17 protein-coding genes are annotated in these 17165 nt (G+C 67.6%); 12 read left to right on the top strand and 5 right to left on the bottom strand.

The genetic code is table 11. The features are described 5' to 3' along the window. Positions 1-195 precede the first annotated feature (195 nt). Entirely contained in the window at positions 196-1665 is a 1470-nt protein-coding gene (locus tag ABD115_RS10635) for an aspartate dehydrogenase domain-containing protein (RefSeq protein ID WP_343960720.1), read from the top strand. Between the two features lie 52 nt (positions 1666-1717). Here ABD115_RS10635 and ABD115_RS10630 read toward each other — a convergent pair whose 3' ends face one another. After that, positions 1718-2485, bottom strand: coding sequence for a 2-oxo acid dehydrogenase subunit E2 (locus ABD115_RS10630; RefSeq protein WP_343960719.1), 768 nt, complete (start codon positions 2483-2485; stop codon positions 1718-1720). A 108-nt stretch (positions 2486-2593) separates the two neighbouring features. On the opposite strand from ABD115_RS10630, the gene ABD115_RS10625 reads away from it, so the two are divergent. The 10 genes from ABD115_RS10625 to ABD115_RS10580 all read left to right on the top strand — a co-directional run bounded on the left by ABD115_RS10625 (position 2594) and on the right by ABD115_RS10580 (position 12356). Further along, positions 2594-3694, top strand: coding sequence for an AEC family transporter (locus ABD115_RS10625; RefSeq protein WP_343960718.1), 1101 nt, complete (start codon positions 2594-2596; stop codon positions 3692-3694). 482 nt (positions 3695-4176) lie between these two features. Continuing rightward, positions 4177-5193, top strand: coding sequence for a DctP family TRAP transporter solute-binding subunit (locus ABD115_RS10620; protein ID WP_343960717.1), 1017 nt, complete (start codon positions 4177-4179; stop codon positions 5191-5193). A gap of 51 nt (positions 5194-5244) precedes the next feature. Beyond that, positions 5245-5844, top strand: coding sequence for a TRAP transporter small permease (locus ABD115_RS10615; protein WP_343960716.1), 600 nt, complete (start codon positions 5245-5247; stop codon positions 5842-5844). Then, a complete protein-coding gene (locus ABD115_RS10610) occupies positions 5841-7322 on the top strand; it encodes a TRAP transporter large permease (protein ID WP_343960715.1) in 1482 nt (493 codons plus the stop codon). The genes ABD115_RS10615 and ABD115_RS10610 overlap by 4 nt, the downstream gene beginning before the upstream one ends. Positions 7323-7344: 22 nt before the next feature. Beyond that, entirely contained in the window at positions 7345-8112 is a 768-nt protein-coding gene (locus ABD115_RS10605) for an SDR family NAD(P)-dependent oxidoreductase (RefSeq protein WP_343960713.1), read from the top strand. Between the two features lie 124 nt (positions 8113-8236). Beyond that, positions 8237-9157: a PCC domain-containing protein gene (locus ABD115_RS10600; protein ID WP_343960711.1), complete on the top strand. Its 921-nt coding sequence runs from the start codon at positions 8237-8239 to the stop codon at positions 9155-9157. Positions 9158-9187: 30 nt separating this feature from the next. Then, on the top strand, positions 9188-9415 hold the full coding sequence (locus tag ABD115_RS10595) for a biotin/lipoyl-containing protein (RefSeq protein WP_343960710.1): 228 nt from the start codon (positions 9188-9190) through the stop codon (positions 9413-9415). Positions 9416-9423: 8 nt separating this feature from the next. Continuing rightward, positions 9424-10404 (top strand): thiamine pyrophosphate-dependent dehydrogenase E1 component subunit alpha, encoded by a 981-nt coding sequence (locus ABD115_RS10590; RefSeq protein WP_343960709.1) that lies wholly within the window; start codon positions 9424-9426, stop codon positions 10402-10404. Continuing rightward, complete coding sequence (locus tag ABD115_RS10585) at positions 10401-11390, top strand: alpha-ketoacid dehydrogenase subunit beta (protein WP_343960708.1); 990 nt, start codon at positions 10401-10403, stop codon at positions 11388-11390. Before ABD115_RS10590 ends, ABD115_RS10585 begins: the two co-directional genes overlap by 4 nt. A gap of 147 nt (positions 11391-11537) precedes the next feature. Further along, entirely contained in the window at positions 11538-12356 is an 819-nt protein-coding gene (locus ABD115_RS10580; RefSeq protein WP_343960707.1) for an SDR family NAD(P)-dependent oxidoreductase, read from the top strand. Positions 12357-12363: 7 nt separating this feature from the next. Here the strand turns inward: ABD115_RS10580 and ABD115_RS10575 are convergent, their stop codons facing one another. From ABD115_RS10575 to ABD115_RS10560, 4 genes are all read right to left on the bottom strand, one after another. Continuing rightward, complete coding sequence (locus ABD115_RS10575; protein ID WP_343960706.1) at positions 12364-13083, bottom strand: FadR/GntR family transcriptional regulator; 720 nt, start codon at positions 13081-13083, stop codon at positions 12364-12366. A gap of 73 nt (positions 13084-13156) precedes the next feature. Further along, complete coding sequence (locus ABD115_RS10570) at positions 13157-14260, bottom strand: DUF4192 family protein (RefSeq protein WP_343960705.1); 1104 nt, start codon at positions 14258-14260, stop codon at positions 13157-13159. Between the two features lie 129 nt (positions 14261-14389). Next, positions 14390-14857 (bottom strand): Fe-S cluster assembly sulfur transfer protein SufU, encoded by a 468-nt coding sequence (sufU, locus tag ABD115_RS10565; protein ID WP_343960704.1) that lies wholly within the window; start codon positions 14855-14857, stop codon positions 14390-14392. Continuing rightward, on the bottom strand, positions 14854-16224 hold the full coding sequence (locus tag ABD115_RS10560) for an aminotransferase class V-fold PLP-dependent enzyme (RefSeq protein ID WP_343960702.1): 1371 nt from the start codon (positions 16222-16224) through the stop codon (positions 14854-14856). The genes sufU and ABD115_RS10560 overlap by 4 nt, the downstream gene beginning before the upstream one ends. Positions 16225-16453: 229 nt before the next feature. Between ABD115_RS10560 and ABD115_RS10555 the strand changes: the two genes are divergently transcribed. Further along, positions 16454-17131 (top strand): trimeric intracellular cation channel family protein, encoded by a 678-nt coding sequence (locus tag ABD115_RS10555; protein WP_343960701.1) that lies wholly within the window; start codon positions 16454-16456, stop codon positions 17129-17131. Positions 17132-17165: the final 34 nt, after the last annotated feature.

Below are 17165 nucleotides of genomic sequence, written 5' to 3'. Positions count from 1 at the left end.
GAATGGGCCCCTCCCGGCATGCAGACCGGCTGGGTCAGACGCGCCGCGAGGCCTATTTGGACTCGGTGCAACAATCGAGTCTAGCGCACGTGTCGACTCCGCCGCACCCCCGTGTACCTTCGGGCGCACCCGGGGGCCGCCCCGGTGCTCCGGCGCACCCGGGGCGCACGCTGGTGCCCACGTTAAGCTGGGGGTATGAGATCGGTAGCGCGCGGAAGGCCCCCAGCGTCGTCGCGAGAAACCCTCGCTGATGCCGCGAGCGAGCTGTTCTTGGAGCAGGGCTACGAGGCGACGGCCGTCACTGACATCACCTCGCGGGCGGGGGTCAGCCGGTCGTCGTTTTTCAATTACTTCGACGGCAAAGCCGCGACGATTTGGTACGCGCTCGACGAGCACCTCGATGACTTCGCTCATCGCTCGGCTGTGGGGGAGGCTTCGCTTGAGGCAGTCGCCGCGGCACTTGGTGCGGCCCCGCCGCACACGCTGGCGCTCGCCATCGCGAACGCGGAGGCCATGGGAGTCGGTGCCGAGCTCGGCGCCGGGCGGGCGCTGCGGCAGGCGCGGCTCGCGGCCGTGCTGGCCGATCAGCTCGGGGCGCGCGGCGCCCACGGCGACGACGCCCTCGCGATAGAAACCCTCGCCGCGGCTCAGGCCGCCGCGGTCTGCGCCGCAATCTGGAGCTGGGCGACGCGGGGCGCCGGCACCCACCGGCTCGACGCCGAGATTCAGCGGGCCGTGTCGCTCATTCCCGGCGCGCGGCGCGCGGCCGCCGCACCGTTGCGGGTGGCGGTTATCGGCACCGGTGCGATCGGGTCGCGTGTGGTTGCGGAGCTCGCAGCCGGGCGGATCGCCGGCGTCACACTTGCGGGCGTGGTCACGCGGCGCGAGGGCCAGCTTGCGGAGGCGCTCGCGCAGATCGCGGCTAGCGGTGATGCCGGCGCTGGCGGTGCCAGCGCGGATGGCGGCTCGGGCTGCGGCGCGGGCGCTCCTGCGATCACCGATTTTGGCGATGACCTGGCGCGCGCCGTCGCGGCGAGCGACCTCGTCGTCGAGTGCGCCGGCATTGCCGCCGCCCGCGTCGCGGGGCCCGTCGTTGTCGCGGCTGGCAGGGACTTCTTTGCCGTGTCGGTTGGTGCCCTCGCCGAAACCGACGTGCGCGCCGCGCTCCTGCGCGGGCCCGGTGCGCTGCTGCTCGCCAGCGGCGCGATCGGCGGGCTTGACCTGCTCGCCTCGGCGGCGCGCGCCGGGGGCATTCCCGGCGGCATCACGCGCGCGAGCATCACGTCGACGAAACAGGCCGGCGCGCTCGTGCAGCCCTGGATGCAAGCGGGCGAGGCCGCAAGGGTGCGGCGCGCTACCGAGGCCTTTACCCTCTTTGAGGGCGGCGTCGAAGAGGCCGTCGCCCAGTTTCCGGGCTCGCTCAACGTGGCCTGCGCGCTCGCTCAGGCCACCGGGCTGTGGGGTGACGTTCGGGTGCGCCTGGTCGCCGACCCGGCAGCCGAGCGCACGACCCATGTGATCGAGGCCGACGGCGCTGCCGGGCGATATCGCTTCGAGCTTACAAATGCGGTCGCAGAGGCAAACCCCACCTCGAGCGCGGTCGTCGCCGAATCGGTGCTGCGGGGCATCGCGGAGTGGGCGCGGCCAAGCGGCTCCTTCCGCTAGCACCTCCCGCTAGCGCGATCGGCACTGACCTCGGCCACGCCCGGCCTGACGCCTAGATCTCGAACTCTCCCGCCTCAAGGCGGGCCTTCACCTGGCTGAGGAAGCGTGCGGCATCGGCGCCGTCGACGAGCCGGTGGTCGTAGCTCAGCGAGAGGTACATCATGTCGCGAATCTCGACGGTTTCGGCGCCGTCGGCGCCGCGCACCGCAACGGGCCGGCGGGTGAGCGCGCCGGTGCCGAGAATGGCGACCTGCGGCTGGTTGATGATCGGCGTGTCCCAGAGGGTGCCGAGCGAGCCGTAATTGGTGACGGTGAACGTGCCGCCGGCCAGATCCGCCGCCGTGAGCTTGCCGGCCTGCGACTGCGAGGCGACCGTGGAGACCGCCTTCGCGAGCTCGCCGACGCCCATCGCGCCCGCGCCGTGAATGACGGGCACGAGCAGCCCGCGAGGCGTGTCGACGGCGATGCCGATGTGCTCGCCGTCTGGGTAGCTGATGAGCCCGGCGTCGAGATCGATGGTTGCGTTGAGCTTGGGGTGCGACTGGAGGCCCTCGATCGCGGCGCGCACGATGAACGGGAGATAGCTCAGGCCCGCGCCCTCGCGCTCGCGAAACGCGTCTTTTTCACGGGTGCGGATCGCCGAGACTGCACTGAGGTCGACCTCGACGGTGGCGGTGAGCTGCGCCGAGGTGTCGAGGGACTCGACCATGCGCTTGGCGATAATCGCGCGGATGCGCGACACCTTCTCGGTCGTTCCGTGGTGGGGGAGCTGGGCGGTCGCCTCGTGGGCATCGGCAGCGGGGGCGGTGGTGGTTTGCACGGTGGCCATCCTCATTGATTGTGTCTGGTAGAACCAGAGGTATCCTGGCATGATGGAGGGTCGCGGGTCAACGTGGCCCCACTGCAACGGAGCCCAAGGAGACCACGAGTGCTGCACGTGCTGTCGATCATCGCGCCGATGTTCATGCTGCTCGGGGTGGGCATGCTCGCCGGGTTTGCGCCGAGGTTTCAGAGCGCTCAGGCCGGCGTTAACGCGTTTGTGTTCTACTTCTCGCTCCCGGCGTTTCTGTTCGTTGCCGTGACGTCTGCGCCGATTCGTGATGGCGTGCCCGGCGCGTTCGTGTGGGTGTCGCTCGGCGTCACCGCGCTCGTGTTCGCCCTCGTGCACCTGGCCGCGACTGTGCTTCGGCGCGTGCTCGGCTCCACACGGGCCGGGCTCGTGCCCGGCCCGCTCGCGGTTGCCGCGACCTACGGCAACGTCGGCTACCTCGGGGTGCCGATCGTGCTGAGCGTCGTCGGGCCCGAGGCGGCCCTGGGGGCGGCGCTCGGCCAGCTGCTGCACAACATGCTGTTCATGGTCGCCTACCCCCTGCTGCGCACGCTCGGGGGCGGCCGCCGCGAACCCGGCGTGGGAACCGGTGGCGGGCTCGACGACGCGACGGCCGGGGTAGGCGGGGGCGGCGGAGCCGTGAGCGTGGTCGCCGACGGCCCCGGCGCTGGGGCTCGCGGCGGCGCGTCACACCGCTCCGGCGCGCTCGCCGACGTGGCCGCCCTGATGTGGCGCGTCGCCAAGAGCGCGCTGCTGCTGAACCCGGTAGTGCTCGGCGTGGTCGCGGGCATCGTCGTGGGGCTGTGGGGCATCGAGCTGCCCGGTGTTGTCACCGCGAGCATCTCAATGCTCGGCCAGGCGGCGGTGCCCGCCGCAATGTTTGCCGTTGGCCTGAGCATCAAACCCGCGCTCGCTGGCATGCGTTCGGGGAGCATTCCCGTGTCCGCCGTCGCTGCGGCGTCGGCGGTGAAGCTCGCCGTGTTGCCGCTCGCGACGCTCGTGGTCGCCACGGCGCTCAGCGGGCAGCTCGCGCCGGAGTGGATCGCCACGGCCGTGATCATGGCTGCGATGCCGGTCTCGTCGACGGCGAGCATCATCGTCTACGAGTTTGACGGCGACGTGCGCCTCGTCGGCGCGACCACCCTCGTCACGAGCGTGCTCGCCGTGGTGACGATTCCGTTCGTGCTGCTCATGCTCTAGTCGCGTTGCGCCGCGGCGCGCCGCCGCGCTCCGGTGTGCTCCTGGTGCCCGCAGCGCTCCTGGTGCCCGCAGCGCTCCTGGTGCCCCATGCCGGTGCCCGGTGCTCTCCAGGTGCCCCCGTGCCGGTGCCCTCCAGGTGCGCGTAGCGCTCCCGGCTCTGCATGGCCTTGGTGAGGGCAGCATTGAGAGGAAGCAGCCCGGCCGACCGGGTGGCATCACGTTTTGGTCTCGCCTTCGAAGGGCGAGATTCCGCGGTTTTTGGCCGCGACCGGTGAGCAATTTCCGATGCATTTGCGATGGTTTGCGCGTGTGCGCGCCGCGTCGACTTGTCTGGTTCTACCAGAGCGTGCATAATGATTCGAGCGCTCCACACATTTCGACGTGCGAACGCGTTCGGAGGGCGGACATCCCGTTGCCTCTTTGCCTCACCTGGGCGGAAACAACAATCCAACCAGCTACGAAATCTCAAGGAGGAGATCGCAATGAAGAAGACGTCACTCGTGGCAGCACTCGCTGTCACCGCACTTGCACTCACCGGTTGCTCGAGCAGCGGTTCGCCCGCGGGCGGGTCTGCCAGCGAAGGCGAAAGCTACAACTGGGACATGACCATCACCGTCTCGGAGGCCTCGGCCTGGTGGGCAGGCGCCGAGAAGTTTGCTGAGCTGCTCGACGAAAAGTCTGACGGTCGCATTGCGCTGAACCTGTTCGCGAACGAGCAGCTCTCGGGCGGCGACCCGGCAGCCGGTGTCGAGATGCTCGCCAACGGCGACAAGGCGTTCTCGTACAACTCGCCGATCATCTACTCGGGCATCGACCCCAGGTTCTCGGCGATCACCGCGCCCTTCCTGTACGCCGACTACGACGAGGCCGACGCCGCAATGGCGAACGGCGGCATCGAGGCGTACGAGCAGCTCACCGACGAGATGGGCATCAAGATGCTCGGCTTCGGCGAGAGCGGCTTCCGCCAGATGACGAACAGCAAGCACGAGCTCGTCGAGCCGGGCGACATCAAAGGCCTGAAGCTGCGCGTCGCAGGCTCCGAGCTGTTCCTGAACATCTTCAAGGAGCTCGGCGCAGACCCCGTCACGATGAACTTCGCCGAGGTCTTCACCTCGCTGCAGAACGGCACCATCGACGGCCAGGAGAACCCGTTCGACGTGATCTACTCGAACGGCCTCATGGAGGTGCAGGAGTACCTCACCGTCTCGAACTACGTCTACGACCCGCTGATTCTCGGCATGAACCTTGAGCTCTTCGAGAGCCTGAGCGACGCCGACAAGAAGATCGTCGAAGAGGCGGCAGCCGAGGCCAATGAATACCAGGTGAAGCTCAGCCGCGACCGCGAGGCGGAGCAGCTCGCTGAGATGAAGGAGCAGATGACCGTCACCGAGCTCACCCCCGAGCAGCTGGCCGTCTTCCGCGAAGCACTCCAGCCCGTGTATGACGCCTACGCCGACAAGTGGACCCCAGAGGTCGCTGAGGCAGTACAGCCGAAGTAGTTCTGTCTGTGGGGCGGCCGCACGGCCGCCCCACAGCTGATCGGATCACCTATGTTTGATCTCATTCTGCGCAGGCTCGAAAACACGATCATCGCGATCACCTTCCTGTTCATCACGCTGCTGGCCTTTGCCAACGTGATCGCACGCTATGTTTTCCACGCCTCTTTTTCGTTCACCAGCGAGCTGCTCATTAACCTCGCTGTGCTGCTGACGATGGTCGGTGCCGCCGCCGCAACGCGGTTGGGCACCCACCCCAGCTTCAGCCTGCTCCGCGATTCAAGTCGCGGAGCCCTCCACAAAATCGTTGTCGCCCTCGTGTGCCTTGGCATGCTTGTGTTCTTCCTCGTGCTCATGTGGCTCGGGTTCGAGAGCGCGATGAAGCAGTTCGAATCGGGCCGCCTCACGCCGGCGCTCCAGATTCCGCAGTGGATCCTCTCGATGTGCCTGCCGTTTGGCGCCCTGCTCGGCGCGATCCGCTCTATCCAGGTCGCGGTGATCGAGCTGCGAGGCGGCGAAGCCTTCAAGGGCGAAGAAGCCGAAGCACTCGAGGTCGCCGAGGCCGTTCAGGCCGAAACCGCAGCGCTCGAGAACGCGGCGCTCGCAACGAACACCGACACGACGACACCCACGAAGGAGGGCGGGCGACCATGATTGAACTCGTACTGTTCGGCACCTTCCTTGTGTGCCTGTTTATCGGCGTTCCGGTCTCCATGTCGATGGGCCTGTCTGCGTTCGCAACGATCGTGTTCACGGGAGGCCTGAAGGCGCTCGCGCCGGCATCGGTGATTCTCTACGCTGGCCTCTCTTCCGAGACGCTGCTCGCGATCCCGTTCTTTATTCTTGCCGGCGTGATCATGGAACTCACGGGTATCTCTCGAAGGCTCGTCGAGTTTGCCGATGCCTGCTTCGGGCATATGAAGAACGGCATCGCACTGACCGCGATCCTCACCGCCCTGCTGTTCTCCTCGATCTCCGGCTCGGGCCCGGCGACCGTCGCCGCGATTGGCGGCATCCTCATTCCCGCGCTCGCCAAGCACGGCTACAGCAAGCGGCACGCCGCCTCGCTCGTGGCGACCTCGGGTGAGCTCGGCATCATTCTGCCGCCGAGCATCGCCTACATCGTGTTCGCCGTCGTTGCCGCCGACTACGCCGGCCCTGGCGTCGACCGTGTCACCATCGGGCGGCTCTTCATGGCGGGCGTCGTTCCCGGCCTCATTCTTGTCTTGGTGCTGTACCTCATCGCGCGCTTCCTGCCGCGCGATATGGAGCTCGCGAAGTCGAACGCTGCCACTCACCTCAGCCAGGCGATGGGCAAAAACCCGCGCTCGCGCGATATGACTGTCACCGCGACCGGCGACGTTGCTAAGACGGCAGACAACACCGGCCTACTGACAATCGATGACGTTACGCCCGCGAACGCGAGTTCGGGCGGCGGAATCGGTATGCGCGCCTCGCGCGCGCCAGCTGGAGTGGTGTTCAAGGCGTTTATGCGTGCCGTGCCGGGCCTGCTGGTTCCCGTGATCATTCTTGGTGGAATCTACGGCGGCATCTTCACGCCGACAGAGTCGGCAGCGGTGGCGTCGGTGTACGCGCTTGTCGTGGGGCTGGTCTTCACGCGCGAGCTGAAACTTGCCGACGTCTTCAAGATTTTCACCTCGGCCGGCATCATGTCGGGTCGCATCATGCTGATCATCGCCTCGGCAACGCTGTTCGCCTACGTGATTACGCGCAACCAGATCGCGAAGCACGTCGCAGACTGGATGCTGAGCCTCACCGACAGCATGGTGCTGCTGGTGCTCATCATTAACCTCGCGCTGCTGATCGCCGGCATGTTCCTCGACGCAATCTCGGCTTTCTACCTGTTCATTCCGCTGTTTGTGCCGGTGCTGCTCGAGCTCGGCATGAACCTCACGACAATCGGCGTGATGATGACGATGAACCTCGCAATCGGGTTGATCACGCCGCCCGTCGGCATCGACCTATTTGTCGCCGCGAGCATCGCGAAGATTCCGTTCGGTGAGGCTGTGAAGGGCGTCGTGCCGTTCGTGGTCTCTGGTATCGCGGTGCTCATGCTCGTGACGTTCATCCCGGCGCTGAGCAACTGGCTGCCGGATTTGCTCGGGCTGTAGCCCAACGAAGGGGGAACACACAATGTCACAGGATTTCTCAGGCAAGGTGAGTGTCGTTACTGGCGCCGCCGGTGGGATCGGCGCGGCGATCGCGATCGAGCTCGCGGCGCGCGGCTCTGATGTGCTCATCGTCGATGTCACCGACGGCGCGGCCACGGTCGCGGCGATCGCCGAGCGCACGGGTGGTGCGGTGCGCGCCCGCAGCGAGGTCGTCGACATTCGCGATCGTGCCGCGGTGCGCTCGTGCCTCGACACGCTCGTGGCCGACTGGGGCTCGCTCGACGTGCTCGTGAACAACGCGGGCACCGCGGGGCGGTTGAGCCTCGAAGACATGACCGACGAGATCTGGGATCGCGACCTTGAGACGAACCTCAAGGGGACCTTCCTGATGACGCAGGCCGCTGTGTACCCGCACATGCGTGACGCGGGATCCGGGGCAATCGTCAACGTGAGCTCGATCTCGGGCATCATCGGTGGCGCAAACTCCGGTGGCGACGGCGCCGCCCGCACCGGGCCGGCGTACGCCGCGTCGAAGGGTGGCGTGATCGCGTTCACAAAGTGGGTTGCGAAGGAGGTCGGGCCGCTCGGCGTGACCTGCAACACCGTTGCCCCCGGGCCCGTTGAGACGCCCATGACGGCGGGGGTTCCGTACCCGGTCGACGCGCAACCCATCAAGCGGATCGGGCAGCCCTCCGACATCGCCGAGGCCGTCGCCTTCCTCGCGTCGCCAGGGGCGACCTACATTACTGGCGAGACGCTGAAGGTCTGCGGAGGCACCGCTATCGGATAGCTCCCGCACACCCGCCACACCCGTGGCGCGTTCCTTACCCCGGAGCGCGCCACACCCGCCCCACACCAGGGGCACCACGTGCAACCGCACGCACTCCACGGTCACAAGCTGAAAGGAGGACACGATGCTGCCTTTGGTGCATCCAGGTCCCAAGACCGAACCCAGAATTATCGCCAGGCCCGTTCACACGAAACGGGCAGTCCGCGAGCTCAGCGGCGGCCAGCCGGTCATCGACCAGCTGCACGAGACCCTCGCCTCCCTCGGCGCCGACAGCGGCTTCGCAGAGATCCACGGCGGCAACTATGCCCCGCTCAGCTACTGCATTCCCGACGTTGCGACCGCGGAGAAGGCGCTGAGCTTCTCCGAGACCCGCGGCCACGATCGCGCCCACCTCATCTATGGCTCCGTCACGCTCGGCGTGCGCGACGATGCGCCCTACATGCACAGCCACTGCTTCTGGCAGGCCCCGAGCGGAGCGCTCGAGGGCGGGCACGTGTGGCTCGAGACCGAGGGCGACACCACGCCCCCCGTCGCCATCGTGACAGCCGTCTTCGGCGCGCAGTGGCAGAGCACGACCGACCCAGAAACCAAGATGCCGGTGTTCACCCCCGAGCAGCCAGCCACCCGACCAGAGCGGAGCGATCTCATGCACGCAGCCACTGCCGAGGGGCACCCAAGCGACACCATCGTCGCCCGAGTGCTGCCCAACGTTGACATCACCGAGGCGCTCCTGCGCGTGTGCCGCGAGGCCGGGTTCGAGCGGGCCTCGGTGCGCGCCGGCCTCGGCAGTTTCGTCGGCGCGACCTTTGTTGATCGCGCGAGCGGCGAGCACACCGTCGTCGACGGGCCGGCGACCGAGGTCATTGCGCTCGTCGGAGACGTGCGCACCGTTGACGGCGAGCTGACGACACGGCTGAGCTGCACGCTCGTCGATCGCCACGGCGAGATCCGCGCCGGCGAGCTGGTGCCGGGGGAGAACCTCGTCGCCGCCACATTTGAACTCACGGTGCAGCGCCTCGTGGCGCCCGTCATCGTTGTCGACTAACCCACCCACCACCGTTTAAGGAGAACACACATGGACGTCAACCTCACTCAGGATCTGCTCGGCGAAGAGGAAGAGGCCGATCTGGGCGAATGGCTCGTGGCAGACGGCGACACCGTCGCCGAGGGCCAGGCCATCGCGTCGATCGAGACCTCGAAGCTCGTGAGCGAGCTCGTCGCCCCGGCTGCCGGCGTGATCTCGCTGAAGAAGGAAGAGGGCGATCTGGTTTCGCTTGACGAAACCATCGCCACGATCGACTAGGGAGTGCAATGACTGACTACCAGACAGCAGAGCACGGCCTCGCCGGGCTCGAACTCATGGCGAAGATTCGCGAGTTCGAGCGCCGCATGCCGCTGCTCTCAGAAGAGGGGCTGATTCGCGGCTCAACCCACCCGTCGCTCGGAATGGAAGCGGTCGCCGTTGGCGTTTCGCTCGCCCTGCGCGACGACGACGCGATTGCGAGCACGCACCGCGGCCACGCACACACCCTCGCAAAGGGCGCAGACTTCGGCCGCACGATGGCCGAGATTCTCGGCCGGGCCGACGGCTACTGCGGCGGCAAGGGCGGCTCGATGCACATTGGCGTCAAGGAGCTGGGCGTGCTCGGCACGAACGGCATCGTTGGTGCAGGCATCGGCATTGCAACCGGAGCCGCGCTCGCCTCGAAGACCAAGGGTGAAGACACCGTAGCCGTGTCGTACTTCGGCGACGGGGCATCGAACCAGGGCGTGCTCGCTGAGGCGTTCAACCTCGCGGCGATCTGGAAGCTGCCGGTGCTGTTCGTGCTCGAGAACAACCACTATGCGCAGTCGGCGTCGATCGACGACATGGTCGCGCAGCCCGACCTTTCCAAGCGCGGCGAGGCGTACGGGGTGCCCTCGTTTAACGGCGACGGCATGAACCTGCGGGAGGTCTACGAGCTCGCAAGTGCGGCGGTCGCTCGCGCGCGGGCGGGGGAGGGGCCGACGCTGCTCGTGCTCGACACCTACCGCTACCTCGGGCACATGGCCGGAGACACCGAGATCTACCGCAGTGCTGACGAGGTCGAGGCAGCGAAGGCAAACGATCCGATCGATTCGCTGCTCGCGCAGCTCATCGATGAGGGCGTCATCACACAGGCCGAGTGGGATGCCAAGATGGCACAGATCTTCGAGGAGGTCGAGGCAGCGGAGCAGTTCGCGCGCAACTCGCCGTTCCCCGATGTCAGCGAGGCCTTCACCGATGTGTACGCGAAGGGAGCGAGCGCATGAACGCGGCAACGAAAGAGATGGTGACCTGGCGTGCACTGAACGGCGCCATGCACCAGATTCTCGAAGATCACCCCGAGGCATTCGTGCTGGGTGAAGACATCACGACCTGGGGCACGGGCGGTGGCACCTACGGTGTGACGCGTGGCCTGCTGAAGAAGTTCGGGAAGGAGCGCGTGATGGATACTCCCATCAGCGAAGAAGTGCTCCTGGCCGCCGTCTCGGCAGCGGCCGCGCGCGGCACCCGCCCGATCTTGGAGATCATGTACTCCGACTTCTCGTTCCTCGGGTTCGACGGCATCATCAACCAGGCCGCCAAGGCGCGGTACATGTTTGGTGGGCAGTTCGACACCCCGCTCGTGATTCGCTCGAACGGCGGCTCGGGCATCGGCAAGGCCGCGCAGCACTCGCAGTCGCTCGAGACGCTGTTCGCCCACATTCCCGGCCTCGAGGTCGTGCTCCCCGGCACCCCCGGAGACGCGTATGGCCTGCTGCGCACCGCGGCAGCAAGCGACAACCCGACGATCTTCCTGGAGCACAAGAACCAGTACTACGATCGCGGGCCAGTCGACTTCCAGCCGATCCCGTTCGGCGAGGCACGCATCGCCCGGGTCGGCACCGACGCAACCATTGTCGCGACGCAGCAGATTCTCGCGTACGCGATGGCGGCAGCCGAGGAGCTCGCGGCAGAGGGCATCGAGGTCGAGATCATCGACCCCCGCACGCTCTTCCCGTTCGACATGGACGCCGTGTACAAGTCGATCGGCAAGACGCGCCACCTCGTCGTTGGCCACGAGGCCGTGCGCGACTACGGCTGGGGTGCCGAGTTCGTCGCGCAGACCGTCGAGGCGGCCTGGGACAAGCTCGATGCGGCCCCCGTGCGCATCGGTGGGGCCCGGGTGCCGATTCCGTATTCCCAGCCGCTTGAGGAGGCCGTGATTCCGTCGAAGGGCGACATCGTGGCCGCTGTCAAGCGCACGCTCGCTTAAACGGGCACAGCGCGTGGGAGGGGCGGTAGGTATCCCGCTGCCCCTCCCTCGCGCCTCCGTAGCACCTCTCCACACCCCAAACACCCACCCCACCCGGGCGCTGTGCGACCTTGCACGCCCGGGTTTGCCATCTCTGAAAGGCCCCTCATGAATCGTCTGCACAACAAGTCTTGCCTCGTCTTTGGCGGTGGATCTGTCGGTGGCGAGACCAACAACGGTCTTGCCGCGGCGATCACCTACGCGCGTGAGGGCGCCCAGGTCACCATCGTCGACCTGAACCAGAACGCGGTCGACGACGGCGTGCGACGCGTCACCGAGGAGTGCGAGGCGCTCGGCATCGAGGCATCTGTGTTTGGGATCGCCGGCGATGTCACGAACGAAGCCTCCGTCGAGGCCGCGGTCGCGGCGACGATGGAGCGGTTCGGCCGAATCGACGTGCTGCACAACAATGTGGGCATCGCCCGCATGGGTGGGCCCATCGAACTCTCGATGGCCGAGTGGAACCTCTCGATGAACGTGAACCTCACGAGCGTGTTCCTCACCTGCAAGTACGTGCTGCCCCACATGCTTGCCCAGGGCAGCGGCAGCATCATCAATATCGGGTCTGTCGGCGGCATGCGCTACATCGGCTACAACTACCCGAGCTACTCGGCGACCAAGGGCGCGGTCGCGCAGTTCACTCAGAACCTCGCACTTGAATATGCGTCGCGAGGCATTCGCGCGAACACGATCGCCCCGGGGTACATCAACACCCCCATGATCTATCGCGACATCAGCTCGGCCTATGGCACGGTCGAGGAGATGGTGGCCGCCCGCGACGCCCTGTCTCCGACCGGCAAAATGGGTGACTCGTTTGACGTCGCAAACGCTGCGCTCTTCTTTGCCTCAGACGAGTCACGCTACGTGAACGGCGTGTGCCTGCCCGTCGACGGTGGCCTCGTGCAGAGCTCGGCACCGCCCGCCTAGGCTGGCGTCACTGCGGCCGTATGCCCTGCCGCTCGCGATCCATGAGCACCTCGAGCCAGGCAAAGTGGTCGTCGATCGTGCGCGACGCCGCTGCCGCATCGCCGGCGATGACCGCATCGAGAATCTCCTGGTGCACGACCCGCATCGTGGCGAAGTCTTGCTCGAGCGTGAGGTACTGCAGCGTGCCGTGCAGCACGGGCTGCAGCATCTCAGAAAAGAAGATCAGGCCAGCCGAGGCCGAGGCGGCGAACAGCGCGCGGTGAAAGCCGCCGTCGGCGTCGAGGAGCAGCTGGCCGTCTTCGGTCGCGTGCATCGCCGACACGGCGGCTCTCAGGGCCTCGATCGCCTCACCATCGGCGTTGCGGCAGGCTTCGACCGCGGCCTGCCGCTCGAGCGCGTGGCGCACCGAGATGAGGGAGTCGAGCGTCATCTGCTGGAACATGAGGCTGAGAATGAGCACGTCGCCGGTGTGCTCCGGTTGCACGCCCGTGTAGTAGGTTCCCAGCCGCTCCCTGCGCTCGAGGGCACCCATCGATTCGAGCTTGCTCATGCGGTCTCGCAGCGTGTTGCGACTGAGGTTGAGCGTCTGGCTGAGCTCCCGCTCGCTTGCCAGCCGTTGGCCCGGCTCCATTTGCAGCAGCATTTCGACGAGCGAGCTCAGCGCCGGGTCGTTGAGCAGGCTCCGGGAAAACCGGTGGTGGCTGAGTGAACCCGTGGTCTGCTCCAATTTGCGATTATTCATGTTCACCGCTGTCACTCCCCTGATTGTGCTGTCTTAGGTATACCACGATCGGCATGGGCTAGGAGGCAAAACCGGCCCCCGCGGCGCGCTGGCCTGCCGAGACAAACGCCCCGGTGTCAACGATTCGTCGCGCGAGGCGCGCCACCGCGAGCTCGGGCTCGCGCTCGAGCACCTCGGTGAGCTGGGCGTGCGCGACCGACTCCAGGCCACGCACCCACCAGGCGAGCGCGCACAGTGTCGCGATACGCCCGTGCGCATCGGGCCCGGCAAAGGGAACGATGCTCGACAGCTGGGTTGCCGCAGCGGCAATCCCAGCCTCGGCGGCCGCGCCGTCGAGGGCCGCGATGCTGGCCAGCTCATCAAATGCCATAGTCCAGCCGAGGTCGGAGCCGAGCGCGAGCAGCAGCGACGCACAGCCCTCAGGGCTCCAGGGGTTCGGCGCGAATAAGGCCGCGACGGCCGCCTCGCAGGCCGCGCGGCTCTCGGCTGGCTCGGCCGTGGCGCCCGCCTCGCGGAGCCGGGCCGCCGCCCGCGCGACCTCTGCTAGCTCGGTTGGGGCCGGGGCCCGAAATGCCGAGAGCTCGGCGAGCGATGGCGGGGGTGGGCCGGCAACCGAGCTGCTCGCTATCTCGGAGAGCGGGCGACCAAGCCGCGGCTGCGCGGGGTCGTAGAGGCTCGCCCAGGCATCGGGCGCCTGGCAACAGAGCTCGCGGGGCCGCTGGCCCGCCCGCGCAAGCCTGCGATCGAGGAGCTTGGCGAGCCGGCGCCACGGCATGCCCTGCGCATCGCGAAACGTCTGTTCGCTCGAGATGACGATCGCTGGGGCGCTGGCGCCGTATGCGAGCTGGGCCCCGCGAAGCCGGTGCTCGAACTCGTCGACGTACTCCTTGAGGGTCGCGGGTCGTTCATCGGGAGGCAGGTCGACGCGCACGGTGCACTGCGCTCGGGCGCCCGAGAACAGCACCAGAAACACGCTGTTCGGGGCTGTGAACCCAACGAGCCTCGGCAGGGCAGCGAGAAAATCTGCCGAGGTGCTGCATGTCAGCAGCTTCGGCGCGGCGGGGCGTGGCAGCTCGCGGCCGCCGATGCCTGGGGGTGTCGGCCCGGCCGCGTCTGAGAGCTGGGGTGAGGAGGGGGCTGATGTGGTGTGTGGGTGTGTCATAGAGCCAAGCCTCAGGCCCGCTCCGCCCCGCTCCGCCGAATCGCACAGCCCGCGGCGTCGAGGCCCGCACCGGGGAGCCTGTGGAGGGAGACCGATCCGCCCGCCGATCCGCCTGCCGATGCGCCGGTGCTAGCGCTGCGCGTCGACCTTCGTGAGGTCGGCCTCGAGCGCCACCCACGCGAGCATCGCGCACTTCACGCGCATGACGAACTTCGAGACGCCCTGCAGCGCAACCGCATCGCCAAGCAGCTCCTCGTCAGGCTCGCCCTCTGTCTTACCGTGAATCATCTCGCGGAACGCGGCAACCCGCTCCCTCGCAGCTGCGCCGTCGAGCGTCTCGTCGCGCACGAGCTGCGACAGAATCGACGCCGAGGCCATGGAAATCGAGCAGCCTTGGCCCTGCCACGCGAGGGAGGTGATCTCGCCCGTGGCCGGATCCACCGCGATCGAGAGATCGATCTCGTCGCCGCAGCTCGGATTGAACTCGTGATGTGTCGCCGTCAGCGAATCGGCGGCGGCAGCAAGCTCACCCTTGCCGATGGGGCGCCGTGAGTGATCGAGAATAACCTCTTGGTAGAGTCCGTCGAGCGCGCTCATGCGGACACCTCCGTTCCAAAATACTGTTGAGCGCCGGCGATAGCGGCGAGAAACCGGTCGACCTCGTCTTCCGTGGTCGTCACGTGCACGCTCGCGCGCGTCGACGAAGCCATGCCGAGGGCGCGGTGCAGCGGCTGCGCGCAGTGGTGCCCGACGCGCACGAGCACGCCCTGCTCGTCGAGAAATTGCCCGACGTCGTGCGCGTGCAGCCCCTCAACCGAGACCGCTGTGAGCGCGACGCGCTGCGACGTGTCGGCAGGGCCGAGCAGGCGCACACCGCGCAGCTCCGCGATACCGGCGACGAGCCGCTCGACGAGTTCGTGCTCGCGGGCGGCGACGCGATCCATCCCCACAGCGGTGAGGAACTGCGCTGCGGCACCCAACCCCACAACCTGCGACACCGGCTGCGTGCCGGCCTCGAAGCGCAGCGGCGGCGGCATGAACTCGGCCTCTTCCATCGTGACGCGGGTGATCGCCGAGCCACCTGTGCGCGACGCGGGGAGCGCCGCGAGCATCTCAGGGGTGCCGTAGAGCACGCCGATGCCGTTCGGGCCGAGCATCTTGTGGCCAGAAAACGCCGCGAAATCGACGCCGAGCGCGCCAAAATCTACGGGAATGTGCGGCACCGACTGGCACGCGTCGACCACGGTGACTGCCCCAACCGCGTGCGCGAGCTCCACGAGCTCTGCGACGGGCGCGACCATGCCGGTGACGTTCGAGACGTGCGCGAACGCGAAGAACCGCGTCTTCTCGTTCAGCGCCTGTCGAGCGTCGTCGAGCGTCCACGTGCCGTCTTCGCGCACCGGAATGAACCGCAGCGCGGCCCCCGTCTTCTTCGCGAGACGCTGCCACGGAATGAGGTTCGCGTGGTGCTCGGCCTCGGTGATGAGAATCTCATCGCCGGTGCCGAGGGCAAACCGTTCGGAGCCGGCGACGCCGTTGCCCGCGTTCGCCTCGCCGATGCCGAGCGTCACGAGGTTCAGCGCATCGGTCGCGTTCTCGGCCCACACGATCTGCTCGGGCGCCGCGGTGCCCACGAACTCGGCGATGAGCGCGCGGGCACCCTCGAACGCCCCCGTCGCGGCCCCGACAGCGCCGCTCGTGCCGCGGTGCACGGCAGCGTTCGAGCGCTCAAGAAACTGCCGCTCGGCGTCGAGCACCGCGAGAGGGCGCTGCGACGTCGCCGCGGAGTCGAGATACGCGGGCGCCTGAGCGGGCTCCGCGCCAGCCGCTGCCCGCTCGTCGATGCCTGCGAAGTAGGGGAACGCGGCGCGAAGACGCCCGACCTCCTCCAGGGAAACTCGCCCGCCAGGGTCGGCAGATCGAACCGATGACGCGGGGTGTTTCGAAGAGACAGAGGCATGCATGTACCCCATTCTTCCACCTTCGAGCCCGCCCGGCCCGGGGAAGACTGCCAGCCGCCTACGCTGCGAGCGAATCTTGACGGGGCGGCCGGGCCGCGCCCGCGCCGTGCCCGTGCCGTGCCCGTGCCGTGCCCGCGCGGTGCCTGTGCCTGTGCCTGTGCCTGTGCCTGTGCCCGTGCCGTGCCCGCGCCGTGGCCCCCACCGCCCCTGTAGATCGCCTAGTATCAGACTCGTGATCGGCGATGTGATCTATGAAGCGCTGCAGCTTGCGGGGATCTTGGCGTTTGCGCTCTCAGGCGCGCTTGTCGGCGTGCGCCGAAACCTCGACGTTCTCGGCGTGATCGTGGTGGGCGCCGCGACCGGCACCGGCGGCGGGATTCTGCGCGACATGCTGCTCGGCGTGCACCCACCCGTGTCGTTTCTGCACTGGCCGAACCTCGCGGTCGCGGTCGCGGGCTCGCTCGTGGTGTTTTTCGTGCACCCGGGCCTCACCCGCATTCGTTACTTCGAGGTGGTGTTCGACGCCTTTGGGCTCGGGCTGTTCTCGGCAAACGGGGCGGCGCTCGCGCTCGCAAGCGGCCAGCCTCCGGTCGCAGCCGTGCTTGTCGGCACGATCGCCGCGATCGGTGGCGGCGTGATTCGCGATGTGCTGGTCAACACCGTGCCCGGTGTGCTCACGCGCGAGCTCTACGCGGTTTCGGCGCTCGTTGGCGCGGGGCTCGCGGTGTCGGTCGTCGCGCTCTGGGGAGATGTCATCGTAGGCTCGCTGGTCGGTGGGGCCGCGGCGATCGCGCTGCGACTGACCTCGGTCGCGCGGGGCTGGAACCTGCCGCGGCCCAAGTTCGCTCCCGAGCCCGTGTCTGGAACGCCTGAATCGCCCGAGCCGACTCCCGGCAGCGCCGGGGCGTAAGCAGTTCGTAGCCCGCGCGCGGGCAGTGGGCTCG

The sequence above is a fragment of the Leucobacter albus genome, assembly GCF_039528015.1.
In the GTDB taxonomy this organism is placed as follows: domain Bacteria; phylum Actinomycetota; class Actinomycetes; order Actinomycetales; family Microbacteriaceae; genus Leucobacter; species Leucobacter albus.
The sequence above is the reverse complement of the archived record's forward strand: the minus strand, read 5'-3'. Positions and strand labels throughout refer to the sequence as shown.

Excerpts from the sequence above, each read along its gene's own strand:
- ABD115_RS10635 (WP_343960720.1), top strand. The coding sequence starts at position 196 with ATGAGATCGGTAGCGCGCGGAAGGCCCCCAGCGTCGTCGCGAGAAACC.
- ABD115_RS10620 (WP_343960717.1), top strand. The coding sequence starts at position 4,177 with ATGAAGAAGACGTCACTCGTGGCAGCACTCGCTGTCACCGCACTTGCA.
- ABD115_RS10615 (WP_343960716.1), top strand. The coding sequence starts at position 5,245 with ATGTTTGATCTCATTCTGCGCAGGCTCGAAAACACGATCATCGCGATC.
- ABD115_RS10610 (WP_343960715.1), top strand. The coding sequence starts at position 5,841 with ATGATTGAACTCGTACTGTTCGGCACCTTCCTTGTGTGCCTGTTTATC.
- ABD115_RS10605 (WP_343960713.1), top strand. The coding sequence starts at position 7,345 with ATGTCACAGGATTTCTCAGGCAAGGTGAGTGTCGTTACTGGCGCCGCC.
- ABD115_RS10600 (WP_343960711.1), top strand. The coding sequence starts at position 8,237 with ATGCTGCCTTTGGTGCATCCAGGTCCCAAGACCGAACCCAGAATTATC.
- ABD115_RS10595 (WP_343960710.1), top strand. The coding sequence starts at position 9,188 with ATGGACGTCAACCTCACTCAGGATCTGCTCGGCGAAGAGGAAGAGGCC.
- ABD115_RS10590 (WP_343960709.1), top strand. The coding sequence starts at position 9,424 with ATGACTGACTACCAGACAGCAGAGCACGGCCTCGCCGGGCTCGAACTC.
- ABD115_RS10585 (WP_343960708.1), top strand. The coding sequence starts at position 10,401 with ATGAACGCGGCAACGAAAGAGATGGTGACCTGGCGTGCACTGAACGGC.
- ABD115_RS10580 (WP_343960707.1), top strand. The coding sequence starts at position 11,538 with ATGAATCGTCTGCACAACAAGTCTTGCCTCGTCTTTGGCGGTGGATCT.
- ABD115_RS10570 (WP_343960705.1), bottom strand. The coding sequence starts at position 14,260 with ATGACACACCCACACACCACATCAGCCCCCTCCTCACCCCAGCTCTCA.
- sufU (WP_343960704.1), bottom strand. The coding sequence starts at position 14,857 with ATGAGCGCGCTCGACGGACTCTACCAAGAGGTTATTCTCGATCACTCA.
- ABD115_RS10560 (WP_343960702.1), bottom strand. The coding sequence starts at position 16,224 with ATGCATGCCTCTGTCTCTTCGAAACACCCCGCGTCATCGGTTCGATCT.